This window comes from Micromonospora sp. NPDC049201, from assembly GCF_055586805.1.
In genome coordinates this window covers 101420-126593 of the sequence record NZ_JBVJHM010000015.1, presented here as the reverse complement: position 1 = coordinate 126593, position 25174 = coordinate 101420, and the positions used below count along the sequence as shown (strand labels likewise).

Below are 25174 nucleotides of genomic sequence, written 5' to 3'. Positions count from 1 at the left end.
CTGTCACCGGCCCCCGTCACCCATGTGGGTCCCGCAGTCACGGTCGCCATGTGCCGCCGCTCCCGGGAAGGCCAGATTCATGCCCGTCCAGACGTCCAAGCTTTTCGAATCAGTCCTGCACGACCTTCTTCTCACCCGGACCCCGCAGGCTGCGTTCGCGCAGAACGCCCAACTGCTGTTGCAGGAGCGGTACCTGGCACGGGATGCGGTCGGCCAGGTAGTGGAGACCCCGGAAGCGATGCTGCAGCGGGTGGCCCGGGCTCTCGCCCGGGCCGAACAGCCGGACGCCGCCGGACCTTGGGCGACGGCGTTCTACGAGGTGATGGCTCGCCTGGAATTCCACCCGGGCAGCCGGACCCTCGCCAACGCCGGCACGCACCGGCCCCAGATGGCCAACTGTTTCGTCTTCCCCGTCGACGACTCCCAGGAAAGCGTGTTGCGGACCTTTTCCGAGTCGTCGATCGTCAAGAGTTATGGCGGCGGGTGCGGCTTCAACTACTCGGATGTCCGGCCCCGCGGCGACGACGTTCGCGGCAGTTCCGGGCTCGCCGTCGGCCCGGTAGCACTGCTCAAGCTCTTCGACGACGCGACAAAGCTGTTCCGGCAGCGCGGCCGGTACGAGAGCGGCAACATGGCCATCCTCGATGTCGACCACCCCGATGTGCTGGAGTTCGTTGCGGCCAAGCGGCAGGACGGCTGGCTGAGCATGACGAACATTTCGCTCGGAGTGAGCGACGCCTTCATGCGGGCGGTTGAGGCGGACACCGAATGGACGCTGGTCAACCGCCGCACCGGCGCAGCGGTCCGGACCCTGCCCGCACGGGAGCTCTTCGCCGTGGCCTGCGACCTGGCCTGCGAAACGGGCGATCCCGGGCTGATCTTCCTGGACGCGATGAACCGGAACAACCCGCTGCGCGACTCCATGGGCGACATCGCCGCCACCAACCCGTGTGGTGAAATCGGGCTCTATCCCTACGAGGCCTGCAACCTCGGCTACGTGAACCTTCCCCGACTGCTCCTGCCGGCGGACCGTCGAGACGCCGCCCGTCTGTTCGACCTCGACCGGCTACGTGCGATCATGGCAGCCGGCGTGCGGATGATCGACAACGCTATTTCCGAGTCATGGTTCCCGGTGGCGAAGATCCGGGAGGCGGTGGGCGGCAACAGGCGTATCGGCATCGGGGTCACCGGCTGGGCGGAAAGCCTGGCGTTGGCCGGCATCCCGTACGATTCGGACGAAGCACTCGCGGCCGCGACAATGCTGGCCCGGTCCATGCGCGAGTTCGCCCATGACGCCTCGGTCGCGCTGGCGAGGGAGCGGGGCCCCTTCCCCAACGTCCAGCGGTCGGTCTGGAAGGACGCCGACGAGCAGCCACGCAACGTGGCCCTACTCGCCATGCCGCCGAGCGGCAACAACGCTGTCATCTTCGACACGAGTTTCAGCATTGAGCCGTTCTTCGCGATGTCCTACACGCAGCGGGTGTTCGGCGGCCGGGAGATCCGCTCCGTCAACCGGCTACTGCTGCGGGAACTCGCCGAGCACGGCGTGCAGGAGGCGGACCTCCTCCAGGAGATCGCCGGCAATGGTGGCGGCGTGCAGGGACTCTCTCTGGTACCGGAGCGGATCCAGCGCGTCTTCAAGACCGCCCACGACATCAGCCCCGAATGGCACGTCCGCATGCAGGCAGCCTTTCAGGAGCACGTGGACAACGCCGTCACCAAGACGGTCAACCTCCCGCGTACCGCAACGCCTGCGCAGGTGGCCGAGCTGTACCAGCAGGCGTGGCGGTTGGGTTGCAAGGGGATCACCGTGTACCGGGACACGTCCCGCGCCGACCAAGCGATCGAGGCGACCCGGCCGGCGGTGACTGCCGAGACTCACCAAGTGAGCTGCGACCCGACGGACGGCACGTGCGCTGTCTGTGAGTGACCACACCGAGTCTGCCGCGCGGCGCGGTCCCGCCTGACCTTTCCCGAATGGAGTGTCCAATTGAGCCGCGATCTCTGGGAGCGCGAGTATGTCAGCCATTCCATCTCGTCGTCGACCAACAACAGGCCGTCGCACGGTGCCGATTTCCTCCGCCGGCAACTTCCGAGGATCGCGCGAGTAGCCGGGCCGCCGCGCCTGCTCGACCTGGGGTGCGGCGGCGGCCGGAACACCACCGTGCTCGCCGAGACCGGGCTTGCCTTCTTTGGCATGGATTTCGCTCACCGGCCGTTGCTGGCGGCCCGTTCCCGTCCGGGTGTCGGGCCCTCGCGGCTGGTGCAGGCGTCGATGAAGGCGCTGCTGCCGTTCCGAGACGGCACGTTCAGCCTCGTGACTGCCTTCACCAGCCTCGAGAATGTGACCGAGGACGAGCGGCTCGAAGGGCTTGCGCGGGAGGTGTGGCGTGTCCTGTGCCCTGGCGGATTGTTCTTCGCGTACTTCCTCACCCCTGATGATGGCTACTACCTGCCGCTGATCAACCGGGACGGCATGGGGCGGAACCTCACCTACGATCCGGTCACGGACCTGCGCCAACGGGTATACCGGGTTGAGGAGCTCGGCGCGTTGTTCGAGCCGTCCTTCTCGCTGCTGGAATCCGAGACGTTCTCCTTCCCCGACGTCCGCTCGGGAGCGGTGCACCAGCGACGGTTGGCCAGCGCGATCTGGCGGCGCCGAGCCGATGCGGGAGAGCCGGCATGACGAAAACTGTGCTCGGTTCCGGCTCCCCGTCGCGGCTCGACGGCAAGCCACCCAAGCCGGACTCGGCACTCGACATGTGGCGGCGCATCTCGGGGCGGGCGGCCGGCGGCTTCAAGATCAACGGGCGAGGCGGGTGGCTCGTGGACCACGTCGCGGGCCATCCGTCGAACTTGGAGGGACTATCGCTGCCCGTCCTGCGACGCCTCCTGCGCCGGCTGGACGTTCCCACCGTTCAGCTTTGGACATGAGCATGCGAATCGGACGCGGCGCGCCGAGCGCCCCCACGCCCCCGCCTGCCACCGGCCACCCGTCCAGCCCGGTGCGGATTGTCGTCATCGGCGACGTGACCACCGATGTCGTCGCCCTGTTGAAGGCACCGCTGGCTTTCGGCTCAGACACACCAGGAACGGTGCGGACGCTACCCGGCGGGCAGGGCGCCAACACCGCCGCCTGGTTGGCCTGGCTCGGCCGCCCGGTCACCCTCGTCGGCGCCGTCGGTGACGACGACGCCGGGCAGGCGCGGGTACGTGAACTGACCGCGGCGGGGGTGCGGTGCGCCGTGCGCCGGTGCCCCGGCGTCCCCACCGGTACGGTGCTGGTGCTGTCTCGCGGCCACGACCGGACGATGGTGTCCCAGCGGGGTGCGAACCTTCACCTCGACGGCCACGACATCACCGAGGCCCTCGCCGCAGCCACCGACGCGCGCCACCTTCATCTGTCCGCATACCCGCTCCTTGACGAGGCGTCGCGGACGGGCGGGCTGAGGGCGCTCGCCGAGGCCCGCCGACGGGGTATGACGATCAGCGTGGACGCTGCCTCCGCTGAGCCACTGCGCCAAGCCGGGCCGGACCGCTTCCTGGAATGGGTGGCCGAGGTCGACATTCTGGTCGCCAACGCCGACGAGGCAACGGTCCTCACCGGCAGGGCGAATCCCCGCGAGGCAGCCCTGCACCTGGCCCGTATCGTCCGTAACCCGGTGGTGAAGCTGGGTAGGGACGGCGCGCTCTGGTGCGAGGGTGGCAACGTTGTACACCGCGTCGAAGCCCCGACCGCCCCGGTTGCGGACAGCACCGGAGCCGGCGACGCCTTCGCGGCCGGCCTCGTCGCCGCGTGGGTCGATGGATCCGCGCCGGCGGCGGCCCTACGCCGAGGCTGTGAACTCGGCTCTCTGTGCGTCACTCTGGTGGGTGGCCGGCCGGGCCCCGCCCCTCAACGAGCCGGAAGTGCTCCAGAGTCGCTCTCCCAGTAGCAGCGCCAAGGCGAGGCGGGGAAGAGTCGGCGTGGCGGCGAGCTGCTCAACGACCCTGCGGGGCGCTGCACTGTGGAGCAACGGTTCACGTACACCCCGCAGCGGGCTGCCGTCAGGGCAGAAGTCTGCGGCACCGTGTCGACGCCGCCTCAGCCGGGGCTCTCGGGCAGATTCTGCGATGCATCTGGGATGGTCGACGCTTCGATTGAGGGCGTGGCGGAGGTGCTCAGGTGGACGACCCGACTGCCCGCCCCCGGATCGGCGCCCGCCGCCACCACGTCAGGCACCGCCAGGCCCACTCCGCCGGCCCGTAGCGGAACGACCGCAGCCACAGCCTGCTCCACACCGCCTGCACGACAAGGATGCCGACGGTCAGGCCCACGATCCGGGGGAGGTCGTCGGTGCCGTCGATCCCGAGCAGCGGTCCGGCGAGCAGGAACAACGCGGTGGCGCTCAGGTAGTTCGTCAGCGCCATCCGGCCCATCGGGGACAGCACCGCCGACAGCGCCGGCCCCACCGGGGTACGCAGCGCCAGCAGCAGCCCACAGCAGTAGGCCAGACCGGTGGCGATGCCGGCGAGCGGCGGCAGGAGGCTGACCCCGCCTCCGGGGCCGCCCACGACACTGACGATCGGCGGTTCGATCCCGCGGAGCGTGAGCGCGACCCATCCCGCGGCCAGCGCGGTGAACACGACGAACGCGACCGCCACCCGGCCGGTGCGGCGGTCGAGCGCGGCCGGCACGTCCAGCTTCGCCAGGGCGTAGCCGAGTGCGAGGAGCCCGGGGATCGGTCCGTAGCCGACCACGACCTGCGCGCCGACGAGCAGGAGCAGGACCGCCACTACCAGCGCGGCCCGTCCGCCGAGGTAGCTCAACGGGAGCAGGACGATCAGGCCCGCCAGGGCGTACGCGGTCAGGGCCTCGCCGGGGTGGACGATGAAGTGCGCGATGCCGATGAACAGCAGCACCACCAACCGGCGGGCCAGCACCACCCGGGGCTGGGCGGTCCGGGTCGCGGCCCGGCGCAGGAAGATGCCGAAGCCGATGCCGAACAGGACCGAGAAGATCGGATAGAAGCGCTCGTAGAAGAACAGTTGGACGACCTCAGGCAGCCGCGACGACGTGCCGGCGGCCGCACCGCGGAATACGACCTGCTGGTAGATGTTGATGATCAGGATCCCGCAGAGCGCGAAGCCGCGCAGCGTGTCCAAGGCGCGGATGCGCGGGCCGGCGGTGGACACGTCCGCCGACGGCGGAGTCCGCGTCGGCGCCGAGTCCGGGGTCCAGGTCGGTTGCGTCACGGGTTGATTCGAGCGCAGCGGCGACCGGTCGCGACAGCGGGAAAGGTCGCCGCCCCGACCGACCTTCGTCGTAGGGCCACCGTCGATGGTCGTGACAGCGATCGCTCGCCGAGCCGTTTCCGGAGCGGGCGGCTACCCTACTGCCATGGGTCGTGACCGGGGCCTTGCCGTCGCCGCCGACGTGGCCCTGGCGGTCGTGGCGGCGGTGGCCGGCGGAGGTCTGGAACTGGCCGACCCGGACGTCGACACCAAGCTGATCGCTGCGCCGACGGCCTGGTACGTGCTCGCCCAGGTGGCCGCCGCGGGGATGCTCCTCGTCCGTCGCCGGCACCCCTATCTTGCCGCGTCGGTCATCGCGGCGATCAGCCTGTTCGCGCCTGCCTGGGCCGCCGTCCTGGTGCCGGCCGCGGTGACCGCCCACGGCGGGGGCGGGCGCTGGCGGCAGTGGGCGATGATCGGCCTGCTCACCGCAGCGTTCCTGGTGGGAGCGCGGGCCTGGGCCATCGACGACCCCTTCACCGCACCGATCGTCATCGTCTTCGCGGCGTTACTGGGCATGTACCTCCGGGCCCGGCGGAGCCTGCTGGCCGAGCTGACCGACCGGGCGGAGCGCGCGGAACGGGAACGGCTGCTGCTGGCCGAACAGGCCCGGGTCGACGAGCGGATCCGGCTGGCCGGTGAGATGCACGACGTGGTCTCCCACCGCCTCAACCTGATGGTGTTGCAGGCCGGCGCGCTACGGGTGAGCAGCACCGATCCGACCGTGCGGACGGCGGCTGAGGAACTGCGGGTGACCGGCTGCCAGGCGTTGGCGGAGCTGCGCGACCTGGTCCGTGTGCTGTGCGGCGAGGGCCGCTCGGCGGAGGCGGAGGCGGCGCCGGGCGGCGCGTCCGGGCTGGCGGACCTGGTCGAGGAGTCCCGTTCGGTGGGCCTGCCGGTGCGGCTGGTGGAGGAGGGCGACGGCGGTTCGGTCGTGGCGCCCGTACGCCGCACGCTCCGTCGGGTGGTGCAGGAATCCCTCACCAACGTGCACAAGCACTCCCCCGGTGCGGCCACCACCGTGACGGTGCGATACGGCCGGCAGGAGGTCCGGGTGCGCGTGTCGAACGCGCGGCCGAACCGGCCGCCCGACGCCGACCTGGCGCTGGCCGGCGGCGGGAGTGGCCTGGCCGGGTTGCGTCACCGGGTGGAGGTGCTGGGCGGCACGATGACCACGGGCGCCACGGCGGACGGTGGGTTCTGCGTGGGTGCCGTCCTTCCGGCGAGCGTGCCGGCCGGGGCGCGCCGATGATCCGGGTGCTGGTCGTCGACGACGAACGGATGGTCTGCGCCCACCTGCGGACCATCCTCACGTCCGCGCCGGATCTGGTGGTCGTGGGTGAGGCGTACGACGGCGCCGACGGGGTGGAGGCCACCGTGCGGCTGCGTCCCGACGTGGTGCTGATGGACCTGCGGATGCCCGGTGTCGACGGGATGCGGGCCATCGAACGGATCGGACAGTTGCCCACCCCGCCCCGGGTGCTCGCACTCACCACGTTCGACCTCGACGAGTACGTGCTGGGGGCGCTCCGGGCCGGCGCGACCGGGTTCCTGCTCAAGTCCACCCCGCCCGAGGACCTGCTCGACCTGGTCCGGGTCGCCGCGGCGGGTCACACGGTGCTGTCGCCGGCGGCGACCAGCCGCCTCGTCGCACACGGCGGGCGCGGACGGCATGCGCGGGATCTGGTCGGCTCGCTCACCGACCGGGAGCTCGAGGTGCTGGAGAGCCTGGGTGCCGGGCGGTCCAACCAGGAGATCGCGCGCGGGCTGCATCTGTCCGAGGCCACCGTCAAGGGCTACGTCTCGCGGCTGTTGGTCAAGCTCCGCTGCGACAACCGCACCCAGGCTGCGCTGCTGGCCCGGGAGGCGGGTCTGGGCCCGCGTCGCTGAGACCGGACGACGCGCCACTCCCCTTCGCCACGATGACCGGCCGGCGGACAGCCGGTCAGGCGTGCACCGGGGAGCCGAAGATCAGGTCGAGGTGAGCATCCAGCGCCACCAACGCCTGCTCGCTGGTGTACTGCCCACCGAGGAGGTAGACGCCCAGTCCTTCCATCAGCGCCAGCAGGCCGGCCGCGACATCGGCGGCGTTGCTGACCGGCAGCATGCTGGCGATGAACCCGGTCAGCTGCTCGGTGCCCTCGCGCAGTCCGGTCGCGGCCCGCGGCCGGACCGCGGTGTAGGCGAGGAAGGCCAGGGCCACCCGTCCGTCGTCGCGGGTCCGCTCGTCGAGCGGCAGCAGGGCGACGATCATCGTACGAAGCACCTGCCGAGCGGAGGGGTTCTCGCCCAGGCGGGCCATCGCCTCGGTCACCCGGTCCTGGCTGCGCTCGCGGACCACCGCCAGGGCGAACGTCATCATCTCGTCCTTGGTGCGGAAGTAGTGCTGGACCATCCCGGCGGACACGCCCGCCTGCGCCGCGACGTGACGGAGGCTCACGGCCTCCAGGCCCCGCTCGGCGGCGACTCGCATCAGCGCGTCAGCGATGAGGGTGCGCCGCTGACGGTGGTCGACCTTCTTGGGCATGGCCTCGATCGTTTCACAGTGGGTTACTCGGGCAGCCCGCCCGGGCGGCAGGCGGTCACCGGGTGACGCCTCCGGTCGCGGGCGTGCCTCGTGCGCTGCGCAGAAGCCCGTCGGGGTCGTCGGCGTACAGCCGCAACTCGTCCATCGGCTCGGACCGACCCTTGGGCAGGTCGAACACCGTCGGTTGGCGCAGCAGGACGTCGATGCTCGTCTGGCTGCCGACGGATAGGTTCAGCACGCGGCGGTCCCCTTCCTGCTCCACCTGGACCGACCTGCTGGAGGGCAGCGAGCGGTGACGTTTGCGCAGGGCCTCGACCTCCGTCCACGGGATCCAGATGTCGATGCTCGAATTCAGCCGGACCCGAAGGCCCCTGTCACCGACGACGTGTGGGTTGATCCGCATGCTCGCGTACAGGCCGATCATCCAGAGCAGGCCCCAGATCCCGAGAGCGAGCACTATCCAGCGGGCCGGCTTCCAGGGCACCACGTTGGCGACGATCAAGTCGAAGATCGGGATCTCCACGGCCGACAGGCCGATGAAGATGCCCAGGATCGGCTTCACCACGCCCAGGTAGCCGAACGGCTCGTCGCCCGGCACCAGCGCCGGCGGCCGGCGGCGCACCCACACGTACAGGCTGCGCCACATCGCGGCCTCCATCGCGGCCACCCGCCGCAGCGTGCCCGCCGTGCCCCCGGCAGCGGCCTTCATGTCAGTCATGGTCGTCCTCGCGGTAGTGGTGCGGCATTCAGTGAACGGTGACGGTCCCCGCGGCCCCGTCGACGGTGACGAGCTGACCGCTCGAGATCGTTCGGGTGGCGTCGGGCACGCAGATGACGGCGGGGATGCCGTACTCCCTGGCGACCGTCGGACCGTGGGCCATGATCGCCCCGGTCTCGGTGACCAGCGCCGCCGCGGTGAGGAACAGCGGCGTCCAGCCGGGGTCGGTGGTCGCGGCGACCAGGACCTCACCGGGCTCGACGTGGGCGGTGCCCGGATCGTGTACGACCCGGGCGGGGCCGGTCGCGCGGCCCGCGGACGCGCCGACGCCGATCCGGGCGCCGTCGAGGACGGGTGCCGCCGGAAGTACGGTCTCGAGGTCGGTGCCGTCGGAGAGCAGCGCCACCGGCACCGCCCGACGACGCAGTTCCCTGCGGTGCACCGCTCTGCGGGAGGCGACCGTGGGCCGGTGATCGATGCTCCCGTGCACCGCGCCGGGCAACTCGTCGAGCGTCAGGAACATGACGTCGTCGGGCTGCTCCAGGAGCCCGTCCTCCTGCAACTCGGCCCCGATCAGGAGCAGTTGCCGGCGCTTCTCCCGCAACGGGTACAGCCCCGCGAACTTGCCTGCCTCGCGCAGTCCCGCCAGCCGACGGGCTCGGCGCAGCAGGAAACCGGCGATGCCGCCCCGCACGGGCCGTCGACGGCGAGCCCGCCCGACCAGCTCCTCCAGAGTGGTCTCCGCCGTCACGGCGGCCCGTCGGAAGCGCTGGTCCGGCCCCTGTTGCGGATCGGTGATCCGCAGGTAGTTGGCGATCGCGGCGAACACCGGGGTGGGATCCTCCGCCCAGCGTGGGACCCCGAGGTCGACCTCGGCGACGCCACGGTGACCGTAGGCGTCCAGGAAGTCGGCGATCCCCACGTCCGGCAGCACCCCGGCCAGATACCGGGCGGCCAGCTCGCCCGGCGGCGTGTCGAGCAGCAACCGACGGTGCTCGACCGCCTCCTGCGCGAGCCGCCAGAGCGCGAGGTCCATCTCGATGGTGACGTTGTGCGGCATGCCACCCAGCACGGTGTGGATCTCGTCCTGGCTCACGATCCCCCTGAGCAGCGAGGCTGGCAACGCGCTCGCGAGCATCCCGGCGACGATCGGCCACATGATGGCGTCCACGCCGTCCTCGGAGTCCCGCGACTGCGGCTGGAGGAAGTGGAGCCTGTCGGCGGCGCTGCGCAGATCGGCGGGGGCCGCGGAACCTACCTTGAGTTCCTCGATCGCCTGGAACATCCGGATCCGGGCCGCGTCGGGACGAGCCAGCGCCCGGAGGATCCCCACCGCCGCGCGGACCGCCGTCCGCGGTGACACCCCCGCGGCGTCGCGCACCGCGCGGCCCCTGACCGGCGCGAAGCGCGGATCCGTCAGGATGTGCCGCACCACCGCCTGCGCCCGAGGGCCGAAGTCCACCGCCAGGAGCTTGACGAGCCGCTTACGTGATGACCTGCTCCGGACCAGGTCCGTCAGGTCACCGTAGAGGCGACCACCGATGTCGACGATCTCGACCCGCACGCCGAGCGCGGCGAGCATCCCCGCGATCTGTGCCCGCAGGGACGACATGCCCATCGGGGTGACCGGCTGCAGCATTCCCTGGACATGGCCGAACTCCAGATAGACCCGGGGGGAGGGCTTCCCGGTTTCCGGAGGGAGAGGAAAGAGGCTGCTGATCGGCCGGGACTGCAGCAACCACAGCGCGCCGTCCGCGTCGAACGCCCACTCCACGTCCTGGGGGCAGCGGAAGTGACCCTGTAGTCGTTCGCCCGTCGCCCGCAGCTCCGCCAGCTGCGTCGTGGTCAGGCAACCCGCGTCCGCTCGGGTCACCCCGTCCAGGACGTAGTGGTCCACCGCCGTCGCCCCGTCCACGACCGTCGTGCCGGGGCCCGGCACAGCGTCGACCGCCATCTCGTCGCGCCGGCCGGTCAGCGGATTGGCGGTGAACAGCACCCCGGCCACCGAGGGGACGACCATTCGCTGCACGACGACAGCCATCCACGCCGCCTGATGACCGACCTGGTGGGCATCGCGGTAGGCGGTGGCACGGACGCTGTGCAAAGAGTCCCGACATCTCCTGATCGCAGCGATCAACTCGTCGACGCCGACGACGTGGAGAATGGTGTCGTGCTGCCCGGCGAAGCTCGCCTCAGGCAGATCCTCCGCGGTGGCGCTGGAGCGCACCGCCACCGGACCCGCACCGAGCCGCTCGTATGCGGCCATGATCTCAGCCTGTGGCACGACGCCGAGGCGGTGCGTCTCGGCGGTGACGCAGAACCCCTCGGGAACCCGCTCGCCCCGGCGCATCAGCTCGCCCAGTCCGACCGCCTTGCCACCCACCAGGTCCACCATGCTGGCGGCGGTCTCGGACAGCGGGATCACGTACATGCGGGCCTCACTCCTCGATGCAATGCGACTGCATTGCATCGACCGTACCCGGTTGGCAATGCGATCGCAATGCAACCGGGTGGCCGCAGGGTCATTCCGTATCCTGGCGAGAGACGCGGCAGCGTGCGGCCCTGGTGCGGTGGCGCATGAGGCGGAGGGCTCGCCCGGGCCGCCGCCTTCGTTGAGCGCGACGGCCAGTGTGCCGCGCACGCCGGCCTCACCTCATGAGGTGTGTGACGCCGCCGAGGAGGCGCTGCCGAGAGCAGTGCGGATCTCGCGGGCTTCGGGCACCTGCAGGTCGGTGAACAGGATCAGGGCCTGCTCGATGCGCTCCCGAGCGGGGACCGCGTCGCCGAGGCCGTTGAGCACGCATGCCTCACCGCGGCGATCGCCCTCGGCGCGAAACGCTTCGAGCGCCCGTCGATAGTGCGAGGTGCCCTTTTCGTATTCGCCGAGGTAGTACAGTGCCCACCCCGCACCGGTGCGGTCGCTGAGCCGGTGGTAAGACTCCAGGGCCTGCCTCAGAAGACCGACGCCCGGGGATTGCGTCCGCTGGAGCGGCGTACGACTTGCCCGCGATGGGCATGTTGCATAGACCCTTTACGGAAGCAGATCGAGGACGCGCCGCCGGATGTGTTGCAGGCGATGGTTACCGGCCGCCGGACACCACCACCTGGGGTCCAGGGCTGCAGCCCGCACCTCGGCGAACCGAAGAGTCCGCCGACCACGATGCCCGGAGCACCTCGGCCGGCGGACGATGCCCTAGAGGACCGGGAAGGTGAAGCCCGACCCCGAGTTGCTCTCCAGATACCACTTGAAATTGACGCCAGCCACATCGTTCAGCAGATAAGAATGACCCGCGTACTGATAATTCGTGATCAGCGCATAGGCAACACCGCCCGGCTGACCCGGAATGGGCGGGCTTTGATGCCATTTCTGGGTGATGTCGGAGGCATCACATGGCTCCATCCGGAGGATTTTCACCAGCCCCGTACCCGGACCGTTCTCGAAGGTCAGGCACCGGCCCACGAGACTGAGCCGACCATTGGTGATCTGCTCGGTCAGCGGGTTATAGACCCAGCGCTGGTCCAGCGAGGCGGTATTGCAGCCGCGACCGACCATCGGATAGGGCGCGTTGATGTCCGTTCCAGCGCAGGTCCCCCACTGGACGGACCTGATCTGAAACGTCAGTGGCAGCGGATCTGCATAGGCGGCGCCCTGCGACACGATAATAAGTCCCGCGGCGAGCGCCAGCGCCGTAAGCGGGTTCAAGAGTTTCCTCATGCTGCGCCTCCAACGTCTTCCGGCTCGACGGTCGCACCCGTCGGCTCGGGGTTGCAGAAGAGAGTAGGCTGACTTCTTGTCAGATGATGCCGGGCGGCAACGGTTCACGGCTGCGTCTCCTTGGGGACGGCGGACGCATATGGCCAGTCCACCGAGGAAGTGAAAACCGGTCACGGCTCATTGCCGGCCCGCACACGTCGCATCGGACTGACGGCATAGGTTCGGTACGCGTCGGACGAATCGTGCTCCGTCATCGCCGTGGGTCATTCGTCTTGCCAGACCCTGCAGACGCCCAGGCTTTCGTGGACGCGTTGGTCGCTTTCTCGGACACTGACGGGGACGCGGCAACCAGTCCGGAATTGCTGGTGACACCCGTGCCGTTGCATCCGATCCGGCGTGGCGTCACCAGCGGCCTCAGCCGTTCTTGCTCGCCAGCGGCTACAGCAACCCGACCAGGTAGGTCAGCGCCTGCCGGCGCTTGGGTGATGCCACGCGGCAACGGCGGCCCGACTTCCGTAGTCACATGGCGACATCGGGCGGAGACACGAGCCGACCACGGCATCACCGCCCGCGAGAGAAAGGTCAGATCCGTGAGGGCTGGCATGGCACTCGGACGCCGCCCCAGCCGCGACCCACGATGTAGGGCGGGTGGAAGTAGGTGCGCGCGTTCGCCGCGACCAGCTCGGTGGCCGCGCCAGCCGGCGCGGCGCACCACAGCTAGAGGAACTGGTCCTGGTGGTGGCCGTCGAGCCGGACGGTGGTGAACGACTTCTTCCCCCGGACGAACCAGGTCGGGGTGCCGTGGCTGAGCCGCTCGCTGACCTCGCGCAGCGCCAGGCAGGCCCGCCGGATGCGCTCCACCATGTCGGACATCGATCCACCGTACGACAGGGGGAGGTGGGTCGATGGCGCGCGTGTCCTACCTTGCAGGGTGGAATGTCTGGAGGTGCGCATGCCGCGACCGAGGCGGGCCGTGCCGCTGCTGACCCTGGCGGCGGTCCTGACCGTGGTCCGCACCCTGCTGACCGAGGAGAGCCGCCCCGATCCGCGCGCGTTCCGGCGCTACGAGCCGCCGGGGGAGCTGAGCCGCGCCGAACGCGACTACCTGGACTGGGCGCAGGGTCACATAGCGTGGGTCGTGCGCACGGCCCGTGTCCGGGCGATCCGGCACCGGTGCCTGGCGTTCACGTCCGGGCTGTCAGCGCTGGCAGTCCCGTTGGCGCTCGCGGTCGCGGCACCGACCTGGGTGCCGGCGGTGCTCGGGTTCGTGGCCGCCGCCGGGCAGCTCGGGCAGCAGCTTCTGCGGGACTGGGAGCAGTCGCTGCTCGGGCACCAGGAGGCGGTCCGGCTGCAGAAGACGCTGCGCGTGTTCCACAGCGAGTCGGACGGGCCACTTCCCGCCCCCGAGTTGACGCGGCGGTTCCGTGCCTTCCGCGACACGTTCGAGGCGACCAAGGAGGAGTACGGCGGTCAGATCCTCGCCGTCCGCGGCCAGGAGCCACCGCCGGTGACCGCCGCGCCGTGAGGCCGTGGACACATCGGTCGCGGTGAGTCCACGGTCACCGCGCGTCGATGCTCCACGAGGAGGACGCCGCGCCCGGCGACCAGGGTCCGCCCGTTCGACGCAGTGCTGGACATCGGCCGCCGCTCGGTGCGCTGGCCCGGACGGAGGGCCGACTCGTCCTGCCCCCGGCGTGCCGGCGCGCTTCCCGGCGGTGACGCTCGCCCCCGCGCCCGGCGAGCGACGCGCGCTGCGGTTCCTCGTCGACCGCACGCCGGTCTGCTACGACAGCAGGGAGACGGTGGAGACGACCCGCGACCCGTGGGTGTTCGACCACCCTTCCATCTGATCCTCAACCTGGCCGTGGGCGGCGACTGGCCCGGCCCGCCGGACGCGTCGACGCCGAACCCGGCGCGGATGCTCGTCGACCACGTGCGCGTGTGCCGGTGACCGGCAGTCAGGCGACCGCGCCCGGCGCGCTCACCAGAGCGCACACTTCCCGCCTGTCACAACATCGTCATAACGCGTATCCAGGCGCCCATCAATGGTTGCCTTCTCGCGTCCGGTGACGTCACTGCCGGCTGGCGAAGGGATCGGCGATGGGGCTTTTCGCGCGAACACGCGGGGCGACCCGCAGGTTGGCCTGCGTATCGACGCTGGCGGTGCTGGTCGCCGTGGGCGGTTCCGCCGCCACTGCGTACGCGGCGCCCTCCCCCACGAACCTCAGGGCGTGGCAGGCGGAGATCACGAACGTCCCGCACCCGTCGGCGAAGGGCTGCTTCACCGCCGGCTACCCCCGACTGGCCTGGCAGAAGTCCGACTGCGTCGCCGCACCGGCGATCCCCATGACCCCCAAGCGCAGCATCCGCCCGCTGGTGGTGGGCAACGGCAACGACATCTCCGCCCAGGCGCCGAGTGGATTCATCTCCGAGTCGTCCGGCACGTTCGAGAACATCGTGAACGTGACGAGCGAGAGTTCACCCATCGCCAACGCCGGGCCGCCCGTCGCCGACGCCTACACCCTCCAGATCAACACCGACTTCTTCACCAGCACGGCCTGTACCGGATCGCCCAACCTCGGGTGCCGGGGCTGGGAGCAGTTCGTCTACGCCAACAACGGCTCCAGCGGCCAGGTGTTCATCCAGTACTGGCTGCTGCAGTACAACGCGGCCTGCCCGGCCGGCGGCTGGACCCAGTTCTCGTTCACCGGCGACCCGGACATCTACTGCTACCGCAACAGCCCTGGCGCGACCGCCGTACCCAATCAGCCGATCACCAACCTGGGCGCGCTGCGGCTGACCGGCACGGTCAGCGCGACCAGTGACAGCGCCACCCTGTTCGTCGGCTCGACCGCATACACCGCGGCGGGCTCCAACTCGGTCAACGCGGCGGCCGGCTGGACCACGTCGGAGTTCAACGTGTTCGGCTACGGCGGCAACAGCGACGGCGGAGGCGCGGCAGCCTTCAACGCTGGCGCGTCGCTCAACGTCCGCACGAGAATCACCTACGGGGGCACGGCGGCGCCCATCTGCGCGGCCCAGGGCTTCACCGGCGAGACCAACAACCTCAACTTCGGCTCACCCGCGCCGGCCGCCACCGCGCCCGGCCCGGCGGTCGTCTTCGTGGAGAACACCGCCGGCGGCGCGGCGACCAACTGCGCGGCGGCCGCCGTCATCGGCGACACCCACCAGCACACGTTCGCCGGCCTGCTGTACGACTTCCAGGCCTCCGGCGACTTCGTCGAGGCGCAGGCCGGCAGCGGCTTCGAGGTGCAGACCCGCAAGGCCTCCGGCGCACCGACCTGGCCCAACGCCTCGGTCGACCGCTCGGTCGCCGCGCGGATGGGCAGCACCAAGGTGGCCCTGTGCGACGGCAAGAGCCTCGTGGTGGACGGCCGGACCAGGGACCTTCCGTCCGACGGCGCCCTGCATCTGCCATCCGGCGTGGACATCCACCGGATCGGCAACGTCTACGTGGTGACGGACGCCGGCGGCAACAGCATCCGGGTGACGGTCAACAGCGGCTACATCGACGTGTCCGTCGGCCTCGGTACCTATCCGACCCCGGTGGTCGGCCTGCTCGGCAACCCGGACGGCGACCCCAAGCGCCTCGCCGCCAAGGACGGCACCCAGTTCGCCGTCCCGCTCACCTTCGACGACCTCTACCAGCGCTTCGGCGCCAGTTGGCGGGTCACCCCGACCCGGACCCTGCTGGCACCCTGCGGCGCGGTCGCTTCGGGCAACCCGTCCGCGCCGTTCTTCGCCCGCGACCTCAACGAGGACCTCCGCAAGCGGGCGGAGGCCACCTGCCTGCAGTACCAGGTCCGCCAGGAGTGGCTCGACGCCTGCACGCTGGACGTCGCGGTGGTCGGCGGCCGGGCCGCCCTGACGTACGTCGGCCTGGTCCCTCCGGTCGTCAACGGCAACCGGTAGCGGCGACGCCGGGGGCGGCCCGCAGGTCGCGGGCCGCCCCCGGCGGGGCTGTCGTTCCTATGCGCGCTTCGTGAAGGTGGAGCGCGCCCACAGGTAGCCGACGATCGCGATCGCCACGCACCAGGAGACGGCGATCGCCGCGTCGGTGGTGTCGGGCGAGCTGTCGAGCAGCCCGCGGATGGTTTCGATGATCGGTGTGAAGGGTTGGTACTCGGCGAACTGCCGCAGGCCCGGGCCCATCTTGTCGGACGGCACGATGGCGCTGCTGAAGAACGGCAGCATGACCAGTGGGACGGCGGCCATACCCGCCGTCTCCGGCGACTTCGCGAACAGGCCCAGCGCGACGGTGAACCAGCCGGCCGCGATCGCCAGCAGCAGCGCGACGCCACCCACCGCGAGCCAGTCGGTCACGTTCGCCGTCGGGTCGAAGCCCAGCAGAAGGGCCACCGCGACGAGCGCCGCGATGGCGATCATGTTGGTCAGCACGCTGGCGACGACGTGGCCGGTCAGCACCGCACCGCGGGACACGTCCATAGCCTTGAACCGGTTGATGATGCCCTTGGTCATGTCGGAGTTCACCGCCGTCGCGGTACCGCCCAGCCCGTAGCAGACCGCCAGCAGGATCAGGCCAGGCGTCGCGTAGTCGATGTAGTCGACGCCGACGTCGAAGGCGCCGCCGAACATGTAGACGAACATCAGCATGATGATGATCGGCATCAGGACGGCGTTGAACACCGACGTCGGGTTACGGATCAGGTGTTTGACGTTGCGGCGCAGCATGACCAGCGAATGCGACGTGGCACTCACCTCGCGTCCACCTCCGTGGTGTGGCCCGTGAGGGCGAGGAAGACCTCGTCGAGGTCGGGGGTGTGCACCGAGCACTCCTCGGCGCTGAGGGAGTGCTCGTCGAGCCGGTCCAGAAGTGCCCGCAGCGACTTCGTGCCGCCGTCTGCGGGTACCCGCAGGGCCAGCGCGTCGTCGTCGCGGGTCGCCCCGGGAAAGACCCACGTGGCGGCGTCGAGTTCGGCCACGGTGGCGAACCGCAGTCGTACGTAGGTGCCGGGGATGAGGCGTTTGAGCTCCTCCGGGGTGCCCTGAGCGACCAGGCGGCCCTGGTCGAGCACCGCCACGTGGTCGGCCAACTGGTCGGCCTCCTCCAGGTACTGCGTGGTGAGGAAGACGGTCACGCCGGTGGCGACCAGGTCACGCACGATCGACCACATGGTGCGACGGCTGCGCGGGTCCAGCCCGGTCGTCGGCTCGTCGAGGAAAATGATCTTCGGGTTGCCGACCAGCGTCATCGCCAGATCGAGCTTGCGGCGCATGCCCCCCGAATAGGTGGAGGCCGGCTTGTCCGCCGCCGCGGTCAGCTCGAAACGGTCCAGCAGGTCCGTGACGATCCGCTCGCCGTCAACGACGACGCTCCGGTTGAGGTCCACCATCAGCCGGAGGTTCTCCCGGCCCGTCAGCAGGTCGTCGACGGCCGCGAACTGGCCGGTGACGCCGATGGCCGCGCGGACCGCCTTGGCGTCGGTGGCCAGGTCGTGGCCGGCCACCCGAACCGTGCCGGCGTCGGCGCCGGCCAGGGTGGTCAGCACGTTCACCGTCGTCGTCTTACCCGCGCCGTTGGGTCCGAGCAGGGAGAACACCGTTCCCGCCCGGACCTCGAAGTCGACGCCGTCGAGGACGACCTTGTCCTTGTACGCCTTACGCAGGCCGGAGACCGATATCGCCGGGAGTGTCACGGGATCACCTCAGCGGGGGCCGCAGCACCGTCGCGCACCGCGACGGCAGCAGGAGGTTTGGCAAACACAGCAGGGAACTCCTTGAACATTGACGTGAGTGGGACCGGACGGCGGTGGTGATCATCCGGAGGACCCCGGTCTCCGGCGGAGCCGACGTACTTTCGCTGGCCGACCAGATCTTTCATGACAAACCTCTCTTCGGTGGCACGCCGCAGCCGCCCGTACCGTCGGGTGCGGGTCGGATAAGGCGGTTACGGCAGGGCGAGTTCGTAGCGGACGCTGCGCCCGACCGGGTGGAAGCCCAGGTGCCGACGCAGGGCGAGCGTGCCGAGGTCACCGTCGGCGGTTCGGGTCTCAATCTCCTCGACATGCGGGTGGACGTCACACAGTCGCTGGATCAGCGCGGCGTTGACCCAGACGCCCAGCCGCCGTCCGCGATGCCCGACCAGCACGACCGGCCCGTACTGGCGGGCGCGGCGCCGCAGCGGCGAGCCCGTCGTCGCCAGCGCGTACGCGACCACGCCGCCGTCCGTCTCCGCGGCGCTCACCACCGCCTCACCGGGGTGGCTCGGGCGTCGCAGCAGGTGCTCGACCCCGGCCGCGCCGCGCAGGTCGCCGGTCCAGTGGCGCAGCCGGTACCTGGGATGCTCGACGTCGACCAGCTCCCCCAGCCAGGCGCGGTGGACATCGCAGCACGGGAGCAGGTCACGGCCCCAGGATCCGACGCGCCGGAAACCGTGACGCAGACAGAACGACTCCCCGGCCGAACCCGCGGCGACGTCCCCGACCAGCCGAAGTCCCACCGCGTTCTCCACGACCGCGGTCAGCAGCGTCGAACCGATGCCTCGTCGGCGCCATCGCGGCTCCACGTGCAGGTCCAGCCCGAGGCCGCCCGCCCGCACCACCACCGGCGACTCGTCGAACGGCAGGACCGGACGCAGGTCGACGACCCCGGCCACCACGCCGGAGGGCGTCACCGCACGCCAGCGGGAGATCCCGGGACGGCCCGGCTCCGCCACGACGTCGATCAGGCGTTCGCTCATGCGTCCACCATCGTCCGGCCGCCCCGGCCGAACAACGCCGAAGATCGCACCGCCGCATTAGCCACCGGTAATCGATCGGAAACGGGTGCCGCGACGGCCCGTGCCGCAGGTCACGCTCGCGCAACCGGAGACGGTCGTGCACCTACACTGCCGAACCGGGGCCGCGATGATCGAAGGTGGGGCCGGCTGGTGGAACTGCGTGACATCGAGATCTTCCTGACGCTGACCGAAGAGCTTCACTTCGGTCGCACGGCTGAGCGCCTGCACGTGTCCCAGTCGCGGGTCAGCCAATCGATCAAACAGCAGGAACGCCGGATCGGTGGCGGACTGTTCGAGCGCACGAGCCGCGCCGTCCGACTCACGCCGCTCGGCGAGCGGCTACGTGACCGCCTCCGCGCCGGCTACGGCGAGATCCTCGCGGGTATCGAGGAGGCCACCGCAACCGCCCGCGGCCAGACCGGCACGCTGACGGTCGGCACGATGGCCACCCACTACCAGTCGATCGAGGCGATCCTCGACCTGTTCCGACAGCGGCACCCGCAGAGTGAGCTGCGCCTACGCGAAATCCTGCCGATTGACCCGCTCGGACCACTGCGGTCCGGCGCGGTCGACATCGCGATCCTCTGGTTACCCGTCCGCGAGCCCGACCTCACGGTCGGGCCGGTCGTGCACAGCGAGGAACTGGTCCTGGCGGTCGGCGCCGGCCACCCGTTGGCCGAACGGGGCCGGGCCGAGCTGGAGGATCTCGGCGACCATCCGGTCGTCTACCCCGAAGGACCCATCCCGGACTACATCTGGGAGGCGCACACCCCGTCCACCACACCTACCGGCCGACCCGTCCGGCGCGGACTGGGCATCCTCACGCTGGAGGAAGCCTTCCGGGCGATCGCCGGCGGCAGCATCGTGTCACCGGTCGGATCGGATGTGGCGTCCACCCGGCGGCGGGACGACATCGTCTTCCTGCCCATCACCGACGCACCGGTGATGCGGTACGCGCCGGTGTGGCGTACCAGCGGGGACACCCCGCTGGTACGCGCCTTCGTCCAGGCCGCCGCCGAGGCACCGCGGTAGAACGTCCGCACGCCGGTTCCCTCCCGCGCCGGGACGCCCCGTCGCGCGACTCCGGAAGCGACGCGCAGACCGGCAACCGGTACGCGTGCCACGGTTGCGGGTGACGTCACGACCTCGTCTCCTCGTGGGCCGTTGCACAGAGGCGGGATGCGTCGGAGGCCGTGTGGTGCGTACAGTTCCGGGTCGGACTTGGGGTGGGCCGGGGGAATCCGGCGCAGGGAACGGGACGAGACAGCGACGCATGACGGCGGACAACATTACCGAAACCGGTCAAGACGGCATTGACCGCGAACGGCTGGAGACCTGCCTCAGCGTCTTCGAGGCGTTGGAGAGCCTGCCTCCGGATCACCCCGACGTGGTGCGGGTGCAACGGGCCACCGCGAAGCTCTACAAGGTGATCAAGCAGCGGCGACGCGAGGAACGGCGGGACGCCATCGCGGCGGCCGACCGCGCGGTGACGGCGGCCACCGCCACCGGCGCCCCGGACCGGATCGACGACGAGACCCAGGGCATCCCGCTCGCCTCCTCCACCGTCGGTGCCACGGCCGGCTTCCTGCACAATCCGCGCGGCTGCTACGTCTGCAAGCAGCGCTACCACGAGGTGGACGCCTTCTACCACCAACTCTGCCCGCCCTGCGCCGCGCTCAACCGGGAGCGCCGCGACGCCCGCACCGACCTGACTGGCCGGCGTGCGCTGCTCACCGGCGGCCGAGCCAAGATCGGCATGTACATCGCGCTGCGGCTGCTGCGCGACGGCGCGCACACCACGGTAACCACGCGGTTCCCGCACGACGCGGTCCGCCGATTCGCCGCGATGCCGGACAGCGGGGACTGGCTGCACCGCCTGCGGGTCGTCGGGATCGACCTGCGAGACCCGGCCCAGGTGATCGCCCTCGCCGACTCGGTCAGCGCCCAGGGGCCACTCGACATCCTGATCAACAATGCGGCGCAGACCGTCCGCCGCACGCCCGGGGCATACGCGCAGCTCGTCGCCGCGGAGGCGGCGGCCCTGCCGGACGGCCCCCTGCCGGAGCTGATCACGTTCGCCAAACCTACCGGCCAGGGCGACCCTTCGGGCATGATCGCCTCGCCGCAGTCGGCCACGGTCACCCCGCAGGCGCTCACCGCGTTGGCGCTGACCAGCGGCTCCGCCTCGCCGGAACGGATCGCGGCAGCCACCGCCATCGACGCCGGCGGTCTGGTGCCGGACCTCGACCCGGTCAACAGCTGGGTGCAGCGGGTGCACGAGGTGGACCCGGTCGAGCTGCTCGAAGTGCAGTTGTGCAACGTGACCGCCCCGTTCGTGCTGGTCAGCCGACTGCGACCGGCGATGGCCGCAGCAACCGCCCGCCGGAAGTACGTGGTGAACGTGTCGGCGATGGAGGGCCAGTTCGCCCGCGGCTACAAGGGGCCGGGGCACCCGCACACCAACATGGCCAAGGCCGCGCTGAACATGCTCACCCGAACCAGCGCCCAGGAGATGCTGGCCGACGGCATCCTCATGACCAGCGTCGACACCGGCTGGATCACCGACGAACGGCCCCACCCGACAAAGATGCGGCTGGCGGACGCCGGCTTCCACGCCCCACTGGACCTGGTCGACGGCGCGGCCCGGGTCTACGACCCGATCGTCCGCGGCGAACAGGGCGAAGACCTGTACGGCTGCTTCCTGAAGGACTACGCGCCCTGCGCCTGGTGATCAGCGCCCCACCACACCCAGCCCTGCCGGTGCCAGGAGAGCAACCACGGCGTGGGCTGGGATCGGCCCAACGACGAGACCGGCCGACTGGCGGGAATTGAAGCATTCGACGCGGACGGCCGCGTCAGGGGATTTGCTCGTTCAGGCCGGGGGTAGATCGTGGCGCACCTCGCCCGCCGTCGCCGAGAGCGGTAGCGGGCACAACTCGGTGCCGGCCGCTGAGCAGGAGCGGCTCGCCGATGAACGGCTGCATGCGAAACGCTCATAGCGAACAGGAGCCACCTTGCTTCGATCCGCGTGATCGCCTCTGTACTCTGCGCTGTCAGGATGTCGTCCGGCAGTTGTGGGCGCCCCGACATGGGGCGGCATGCGGATTCCAAGGAGAGCGCAGGATGTCGCGGAAGAAGCGGAAGGCAACGGCGCGTACGACGAAGGCGGTCCCACCGAACAGGCAACCGAAAAAGCAGTCTCCCGTGCCGTGGTGGCGGCGCCTCAGCAAGCCGGCCGCCTGGATCGCCGGCGTGGCGACCGTGGTGGTCACCGGTGTTCTCGGCACACTCCTGGTGTGGGTGGGGCGCGAGGTGGTCGACGGCCCGGCCGCCAAGGACCGGATCCGTGAGGTCACGCGGGCCAAGGATGATGTCCGCTACACCATCACCCATGAGAATGATGGTTGGATCATCGCACTGCCCGACGGAGTCGCCCTGACCCCCGCGCAGAAGAGCTTCCTGGCGAAGTCGTCGTACACCGTGCCGGAGGTGGACGGGTACACCCTGGACCGGCTCGCCGGCGAACTGCGGGCGGTCGGCGGCGCCGAGGTTCCGAAGCAGACGCTGCGGCTGGCTGTCGAAGGCCGCCGTAACCAGCCAATCCGAGTCGACAGCATCAAGCCCGTCAACATCCACCACCAGAGGCCGTACGACGGCACGCTGCTGCTGGTCCCCCCGCAGGAAGGCGGCAACACCGCCGAGATGGTGTTCAACTTCGACGACGTCGAACCGCAGGCACGGATCGCGCTCGACGACGACAATGGAGACTACAAACCGGGCGAGCCCTACTTCCTGAAGAAGACCCTCACGATCAAAGACGCCGCTCAGGACGTCGTGGTCATCCGGTCGATGACCACCCGATCGGCGGTGTCCTTCGAGATCCAGATCGACTACCACATCGGGGACGAGGCCCGGCACATCGTCATAGACGACGGCGGTCATCCCTTCTCAGTCAGTCCGATGAGGTGCGTCGACCGCAGCACGTTGGACGCCGATGGAGCGCTGATCTCTCAGGGGCACGCCAGCTACCAGAGGATCCTGGCGCGGAGCGGCGCCTCGGGAGCAATCGACGATGTGCGGAACCCGGGACGCTTCGAACTCGGGACCCCGTTCTGCTGACCCGCCGTGCCGGACGCTGGTCGTCGGCGCTGCCGGCGCGTTCGGCGACGTCCCGATGGTCACCCTCGTCTTCCTGACGCTGCGCTGGTTGCGCCGGGGCAGGGGCGAGCCCATCCCGTTCCGCGGCGGCAGTCGCGGCCCTCGGCAGGAGAGCCGGCGGCGGTTCGCCGGCAGCGCCTCGGTCACCGCCGCGCCCGGGTCGGTGCTCAGCCCCGTCGCGGGCCTCCGAGCGCGGGTCACGGGTCCGTCGCCCTGGGCCCACTGAGCGCCTGAAACCCATGATCCGACAGATGGGGTCGCTCCTCAGGTTGTAATGATCACGTGGAGGTTTCGGGGGCCGTGCACGCCCTCGACCCGGTTCAGTTCGATGTCGCTGGTCGCGGACGGCCCGCTGATCCAGGTCAACGGCCGGCGCGGGTCGAGGCGGGCGAGCGCGTCCGGCACGGTGGCGACGACCTGGTCGGCGCGCAGCACGCACACGTGCAGGTCGGGCAGCAGCGTGATGATCCGGCGACCCTGGTCCAGGGCGGCGTCGAGCACGATGGTGCCGGTCTCGGCGATGCCCACCGCCGCCGCGGTGACGACGCCGTCCACGGACGCGATCCGCGCCGCGGGGAGATCCTCGTCCGGCACCGTGCGGACGGCGTCGGGCAGCCAGCGCCGGGGCAGCCCGACCGGCACCACCACCTGCCGGCCGCCGAGCACCTCCTCGACCACCCGGGCGACCTCGGCGTCGGAGCACCGGCGCACGGTGGCCCGGTAGGCGGTGAGCCGGTGCACGAGCACGTCCAGGTCGACCGCGACGGCGCCGGCGGCCCGGTAGGCGCGGGACACCTCGTCCGGTGCGGGTCGGGGCTCGCCGAGGGCGGCGCGGAGCCGACCGAGGATCTCCTCTCGCGCGTTCACCGCCCGGCCCACCACTGGCGGAAGGTCTGAGTGGGCGGGTCCGGCAGGTCACGGCTGGCCGTCCAGCCGGACAGCGGCCAGGGCAGGCGGCGTCCGCGCCGGCTCAGCTTCGCGGCGCGCTGCGCGGTCGCGTACACGGCGGGATGATCCATGGTGTACGCGGCAGCGGCCATCGCTGCCGCCTCCGCTCTCGGATGGGGTGCCTCGGCGCGCAGGTGCACCAGGATGGAGGGAATGTCGATCATCACTGGGCAGGCGTCGTAGCAGGCTCCGCAGAGCGTTGACGCGTACGGCAGGGAGGCGTTGTGCGGGGATCGACCAGGACGGTGGCGCTCGTGGTCAGCGGCGTCGAGGATCCGTACTTCTCCTCCATCGCCGGCGGCGTGATCGAGGGAGCCGAGGCGGCCGAGCTGATCGTCATGACGGCGGTGGCCGACCGCTCGTCGGAGCGGGAGCTGGAGATCGTCCGTACCGTGCGGGGAATGCGCCCTCGGGCCATCATTCTCACCGGCAGCCGCATCGACGGCACCGGCACCCGTCCCGCCCTCGTCGAGGAGTTGGGCACCTATCGGCGGACGGGCGGCAGCGTCGTCGTGATCAGTCAGCACGACCTGCCCTTCCACACGCATCGACAACTACGGCGGGGCACGGGAGCTCGCCAGGGCCCTCGTCGGCCGCGGCTACCGACGGTTCGCACTGATTCACGCCGGCCGTCGGGTGCGGACCTCCCGCGACCGATGCGACGGCTTCGTGGACGGCCTGCGCGATCTCCACCTCGGCCTCGACGACCGGTACGTGCTCCAGGCCGAGTTCAGCCGTGCCGGCGGGTACGCCGCCGGGCGGGAACTCGCCGATCGAGGGGTGGACCGCGGGTTGCTCGTCTTCGCCGTCAACGACGTCATGGCGATCGGCGCGATGGCAGCGTTTCGCGACGCTGGACTGACCCCCGGCACGGACGTGGCGGTGGCGGGGTACGACGACATCGCCGCAGCCACGGACGTCACGCCGCCGCTCACCACGGTCGCCGTGCCGATGCACGAGGTCGGCCTGCTCGCGATCCGGATCGCGCTGGCCAGCCCCGCCGATCCGCGGATCGCGCCGGTCGCCACCCACACGGTGCTGCGCGACAGCACCCCCGGGCCGACCACCTGAGCT

At 70.5% G+C, this 25174-nt stretch carries 23 protein-coding genes and 2 pseudogenes; 13 read left to right on the top strand and 12 right to left on the bottom strand.

All coding sequences use genetic code 11. The features are described 5' to 3' along the window. The first annotated feature begins 79 nt into the window (after positions 1-79). The 4 genes from ACZ6O5_RS27935 to ACZ6O5_RS27920 are packed head-to-tail and all read left to right on the top strand — an operon-like array spanning position 80 to position 3935. Positions 80-1930 (top strand): adenosylcobalamin-dependent ribonucleoside-diphosphate reductase, encoded by a 1851-nt coding sequence (locus tag ACZ6O5_RS27935; RefSeq protein ID WP_465980801.1) that lies wholly within the window; start codon positions 80-82, stop codon positions 1928-1930. A 60-nt stretch (positions 1931-1990) separates the two neighbouring features. Continuing rightward, positions 1991-2686, top strand: coding sequence for a class I SAM-dependent methyltransferase (locus ACZ6O5_RS27930; protein WP_465980799.1), 696 nt, complete (start codon positions 1991-1993; stop codon positions 2684-2686). After that, on the top strand, positions 2683-2934 hold the full coding sequence (locus ACZ6O5_RS27925) for a Maf family protein (protein ID WP_465980797.1): 252 nt from the start codon (positions 2683-2685) through the stop codon (positions 2932-2934). Before ACZ6O5_RS27930 ends, ACZ6O5_RS27925 begins: the two co-directional genes overlap by 4 nt. A gap of 2 nt (positions 2935-2936) precedes the next feature. Further along, positions 2937-3935, top strand: a complete 999-nt coding sequence (locus ACZ6O5_RS27920) for a carbohydrate kinase family protein (RefSeq protein WP_465980898.1) — start codon at positions 2937-2939, stop codon at positions 3933-3935. A 226-nt stretch (positions 3936-4161) separates the two neighbouring features. Here ACZ6O5_RS27920 and ACZ6O5_RS27915 read toward each other — a convergent pair whose 3' ends face one another. Next, positions 4162-5235 (bottom strand): DUF418 domain-containing protein, encoded by a 1074-nt coding sequence (locus ACZ6O5_RS27915; protein WP_465980795.1) that lies wholly within the window; start codon positions 5233-5235, stop codon positions 4162-4164. Between the two features lie 145 nt (positions 5236-5380). Between ACZ6O5_RS27915 and ACZ6O5_RS27910 the strand changes: the two genes are divergently transcribed. Together ACZ6O5_RS27910 and ACZ6O5_RS27905 are read left to right on the top strand one after the other, a co-directional pair. Continuing rightward, the gene (locus tag ACZ6O5_RS27910) at positions 5381-6526 is read left to right on the top strand and encodes a sensor histidine kinase (RefSeq protein ID WP_465980794.1); all 1146 of its coding nucleotides are present in this window, start codon (positions 5381-5383) and stop codon (positions 6524-6526) included. Next, on the top strand, positions 6523-7164 hold the full coding sequence (locus ACZ6O5_RS27905) for a response regulator (protein ID WP_465980792.1): 642 nt from the start codon (positions 6523-6525) through the stop codon (positions 7162-7164). The genes ACZ6O5_RS27910 and ACZ6O5_RS27905 overlap by 4 nt, the downstream gene beginning before the upstream one ends. Positions 7165-7219: 55 nt before the next feature. On the opposite strand, the gene ACZ6O5_RS27900 is transcribed toward ACZ6O5_RS27905, so the two are convergent. The 6 genes from ACZ6O5_RS27900 to ACZ6O5_RS27875 all read right to left on the bottom strand — a co-directional run bounded on the left by ACZ6O5_RS27900 (position 7220) and on the right by ACZ6O5_RS27875 (position 13107). Next, positions 7220-7801 (bottom strand): TetR/AcrR family transcriptional regulator, encoded by a 582-nt coding sequence (locus ACZ6O5_RS27900; protein WP_465980790.1) that lies wholly within the window; start codon positions 7799-7801, stop codon positions 7220-7222. 55 nt (positions 7802-7856) lie between these two features. Further along, on the bottom strand, positions 7857-8510 hold the full coding sequence (locus tag ACZ6O5_RS27895) for a PH domain-containing protein (protein WP_465980788.1): 654 nt from the start codon (positions 8508-8510) through the stop codon (positions 7857-7859). Positions 8511-8547: 37 nt separating this feature from the next. Next, positions 8548-11160, bottom strand: a complete 2613-nt coding sequence (locus ACZ6O5_RS27890; protein ID WP_465980786.1) for a PEP/pyruvate-binding domain-containing protein — start codon at positions 11158-11160, stop codon at positions 8548-8550. Between the two features lie 12 nt (positions 11161-11172). Next, on the bottom strand, positions 11173-11415 hold the full coding sequence (locus ACZ6O5_RS27885) for a tetratricopeptide repeat protein (RefSeq protein WP_465980896.1): 243 nt from the start codon (positions 11413-11415) through the stop codon (positions 11173-11175). 297 nt (positions 11416-11712) lie between these two features. Continuing rightward, on the bottom strand, positions 11713-12234 hold the full coding sequence (locus ACZ6O5_RS27880) for a hypothetical protein (RefSeq protein ID WP_465980784.1): 522 nt from the start codon (positions 12232-12234) through the stop codon (positions 11713-11715). 717 nt (positions 12235-12951) lie between these two features. Beyond that, on the bottom strand, positions 12952-13107 hold the full coding sequence (locus tag ACZ6O5_RS27875; RefSeq protein WP_465980782.1) for a hypothetical protein: 156 nt from the start codon (positions 13105-13107) through the stop codon (positions 12952-12954). A gap of 79 nt (positions 13108-13186) precedes the next feature. Between ACZ6O5_RS27875 and ACZ6O5_RS27870 the strand changes: the two genes are divergently transcribed. The 3 genes from ACZ6O5_RS27870 to ACZ6O5_RS27860 all read left to right on the top strand — a co-directional run bounded on the left by ACZ6O5_RS27870 (position 13187) and on the right by ACZ6O5_RS27860 (position 16167). Next, a complete protein-coding gene (locus ACZ6O5_RS27870) occupies positions 13187-13759 on the top strand; it encodes a hypothetical protein (RefSeq protein ID WP_465980780.1) in 573 nt (190 codons plus the stop codon). Between the two features lie 169 nt (positions 13760-13928). After that, the gene (locus ACZ6O5_RS27865) at positions 13929-14084 is read left to right on the top strand and encodes a hypothetical protein (protein WP_465980778.1); all 156 of its coding nucleotides are present in this window, start codon (positions 13929-13931) and stop codon (positions 14082-14084) included. 250 nt (positions 14085-14334) lie between these two features. Then, positions 14335-16167, top strand: coding sequence for a VWD domain-containing protein (locus tag ACZ6O5_RS27860; RefSeq protein WP_465980777.1), 1833 nt, complete (start codon positions 14335-14337; stop codon positions 16165-16167). Positions 16168-16224: 57 nt separating this feature from the next. Here ACZ6O5_RS27860 and ACZ6O5_RS27855 read toward each other — a convergent pair whose 3' ends face one another. The 3 genes from ACZ6O5_RS27855 to ACZ6O5_RS27845 all read right to left on the bottom strand — a co-directional run bounded on the left by ACZ6O5_RS27855 (position 16225) and on the right by ACZ6O5_RS27845 (position 18955). After that, positions 16225-16947 (bottom strand): ABC transporter permease, encoded by a 723-nt coding sequence (locus tag ACZ6O5_RS27855; RefSeq protein WP_465980775.1) that lies wholly within the window; start codon positions 16945-16947, stop codon positions 16225-16227. A 23-nt stretch (positions 16948-16970) separates the two neighbouring features. Beyond that, on the bottom strand, positions 16971-17912 hold the full coding sequence (locus ACZ6O5_RS27850) for an ATP-binding cassette domain-containing protein (RefSeq protein WP_465980773.1): 942 nt from the start codon (positions 17910-17912) through the stop codon (positions 16971-16973). A 251-nt stretch (positions 17913-18163) separates the two neighbouring features. Next, positions 18164-18955: a GNAT family N-acetyltransferase gene (locus ACZ6O5_RS27845; RefSeq protein ID WP_465980771.1), complete on the bottom strand. Its 792-nt coding sequence runs from the start codon at positions 18953-18955 to the stop codon at positions 18164-18166. A gap of 189 nt (positions 18956-19144) precedes the next feature. Between ACZ6O5_RS27845 and ACZ6O5_RS27840 the strand changes: the two genes are divergently transcribed. The 3 genes from ACZ6O5_RS27840 (at position 19145) to ACZ6O5_RS27830 (ending at position 23113) form a co-directional block, all read left to right on the top strand. Further along, positions 19145-20026 carry a LysR family transcriptional regulator gene (locus ACZ6O5_RS27840; protein ID WP_465980769.1) on the top strand — a complete coding sequence of 294 codons (882 nt, stop codon included), beginning with the start codon at positions 19145-19147 and terminating at the stop codon, positions 20024-20026. A 241-nt stretch (positions 20027-20267) separates the two neighbouring features. Then, a complete protein-coding gene (locus tag ACZ6O5_RS27835; protein ID WP_465980767.1) occupies positions 20268-21725 on the top strand; it encodes an SDR family NAD(P)-dependent oxidoreductase in 1458 nt (485 codons plus the stop codon). Between the two features lie 392 nt (positions 21726-22117). Further along, positions 22118-23113 carry a hypothetical protein gene (locus ACZ6O5_RS27830; RefSeq protein ID WP_465980765.1) on the top strand — a complete coding sequence of 332 codons (996 nt, stop codon included), beginning with the start codon at positions 22118-22120 and terminating at the stop codon, positions 23111-23113. A 303-nt stretch (positions 23114-23416) separates the two neighbouring features. Here ACZ6O5_RS27830 and ACZ6O5_RS27825 read toward each other — a convergent pair whose 3' ends face one another. Then, positions 23417-24019, bottom strand: coding sequence for a LutC/YkgG family protein (locus tag ACZ6O5_RS27825; RefSeq protein WP_465980763.1), 603 nt, complete (start codon positions 24017-24019; stop codon positions 23417-23419). Further along, a pseudogene (locus ACZ6O5_RS27820) lies at positions 24016-24324 on the bottom strand (lactate utilisation protein LutB domain-containing protein); the annotation flags it as partial. The pseudogene ACZ6O5_RS27820 and the gene ACZ6O5_RS27825, both read right to left, overlap by 4 nt. 316 nt (positions 24325-24640) lie before the next feature. Between ACZ6O5_RS27820 and ACZ6O5_RS27815 the strand changes: the two are divergent. Beyond that, positions 24641-25171: pseudogene (locus ACZ6O5_RS27815) on the top strand (substrate-binding domain-containing protein); the annotation flags it as partial. Positions 25172-25174 lie beyond the last annotated feature (3 nt).

Excerpts from the sequence above, each read along its gene's own strand:
- ACZ6O5_RS27830 (WP_465980765.1), top strand. The coding sequence starts at position 22,118 with ATGTCGCGGAAGAAGCGGAAGGCAACGGCGCGTACGACGAAGGCGGTC.
- ACZ6O5_RS27895 (WP_465980788.1), bottom strand. The coding sequence starts at position 8,510 with ATGAAGGCCGCTGCCGGGGGCACGGCGGGCACGCTGCGGCGGGTGGCC.
- ACZ6O5_RS27900 (WP_465980790.1), bottom strand. The coding sequence starts at position 7,801 with ATGCCCAAGAAGGTCGACCACCGTCAGCGGCGCACCCTCATCGCTGAC.
- ACZ6O5_RS27925 (WP_465980797.1), top strand. The coding sequence starts at position 2,683 with ATGACGAAAACTGTGCTCGGTTCCGGCTCCCCGTCGCGGCTCGACGGC.
- ACZ6O5_RS27935 (WP_465980801.1), top strand. The coding sequence starts at position 80 with ATGCCCGTCCAGACGTCCAAGCTTTTCGAATCAGTCCTGCACGACCTT.
- ACZ6O5_RS27855 (WP_465980775.1), bottom strand. The coding sequence starts at position 16,947 with ATGCTGCGCCGCAACGTCAAACACCTGATCCGTAACCCGACGTCGGTG.
- ACZ6O5_RS27835 (WP_465980767.1), top strand. The coding sequence starts at position 20,268 with ATGACGGCGGACAACATTACCGAAACCGGTCAAGACGGCATTGACCGC.
- ACZ6O5_RS27905 (WP_465980792.1), top strand. The coding sequence starts at position 6,523 with ATGATCCGGGTGCTGGTCGTCGACGACGAACGGATGGTCTGCGCCCAC.
- ACZ6O5_RS27920 (WP_465980898.1), top strand. The coding sequence starts at position 2,937 with ATGCGAATCGGACGCGGCGCGCCGAGCGCCCCCACGCCCCCGCCTGCC.
- ACZ6O5_RS27845 (WP_465980771.1), bottom strand. The coding sequence starts at position 18,955 with ATGAGCGAACGCCTGATCGACGTCGTGGCGGAGCCGGGCCGTCCCGGG.
- ACZ6O5_RS27870 (WP_465980780.1), top strand. The coding sequence starts at position 13,187 with ATGCCGCGACCGAGGCGGGCCGTGCCGCTGCTGACCCTGGCGGCGGTC.
- ACZ6O5_RS27910 (WP_465980794.1), top strand. The coding sequence starts at position 5,381 with ATGGGTCGTGACCGGGGCCTTGCCGTCGCCGCCGACGTGGCCCTGGCG.
- ACZ6O5_RS27880 (WP_465980784.1), bottom strand. The coding sequence starts at position 12,234 with ATGAGGAAACTCTTGAACCCGCTTACGGCGCTGGCGCTCGCCGCGGGA.
- ACZ6O5_RS27860 (WP_465980777.1), top strand. The coding sequence starts at position 14,335 with ATGGGGCTTTTCGCGCGAACACGCGGGGCGACCCGCAGGTTGGCCTGC.
- ACZ6O5_RS27875 (WP_465980782.1), bottom strand. The coding sequence starts at position 13,107 with ATGTCCGACATGGTGGAGCGCATCCGGCGGGCCTGCCTGGCGCTGCGC.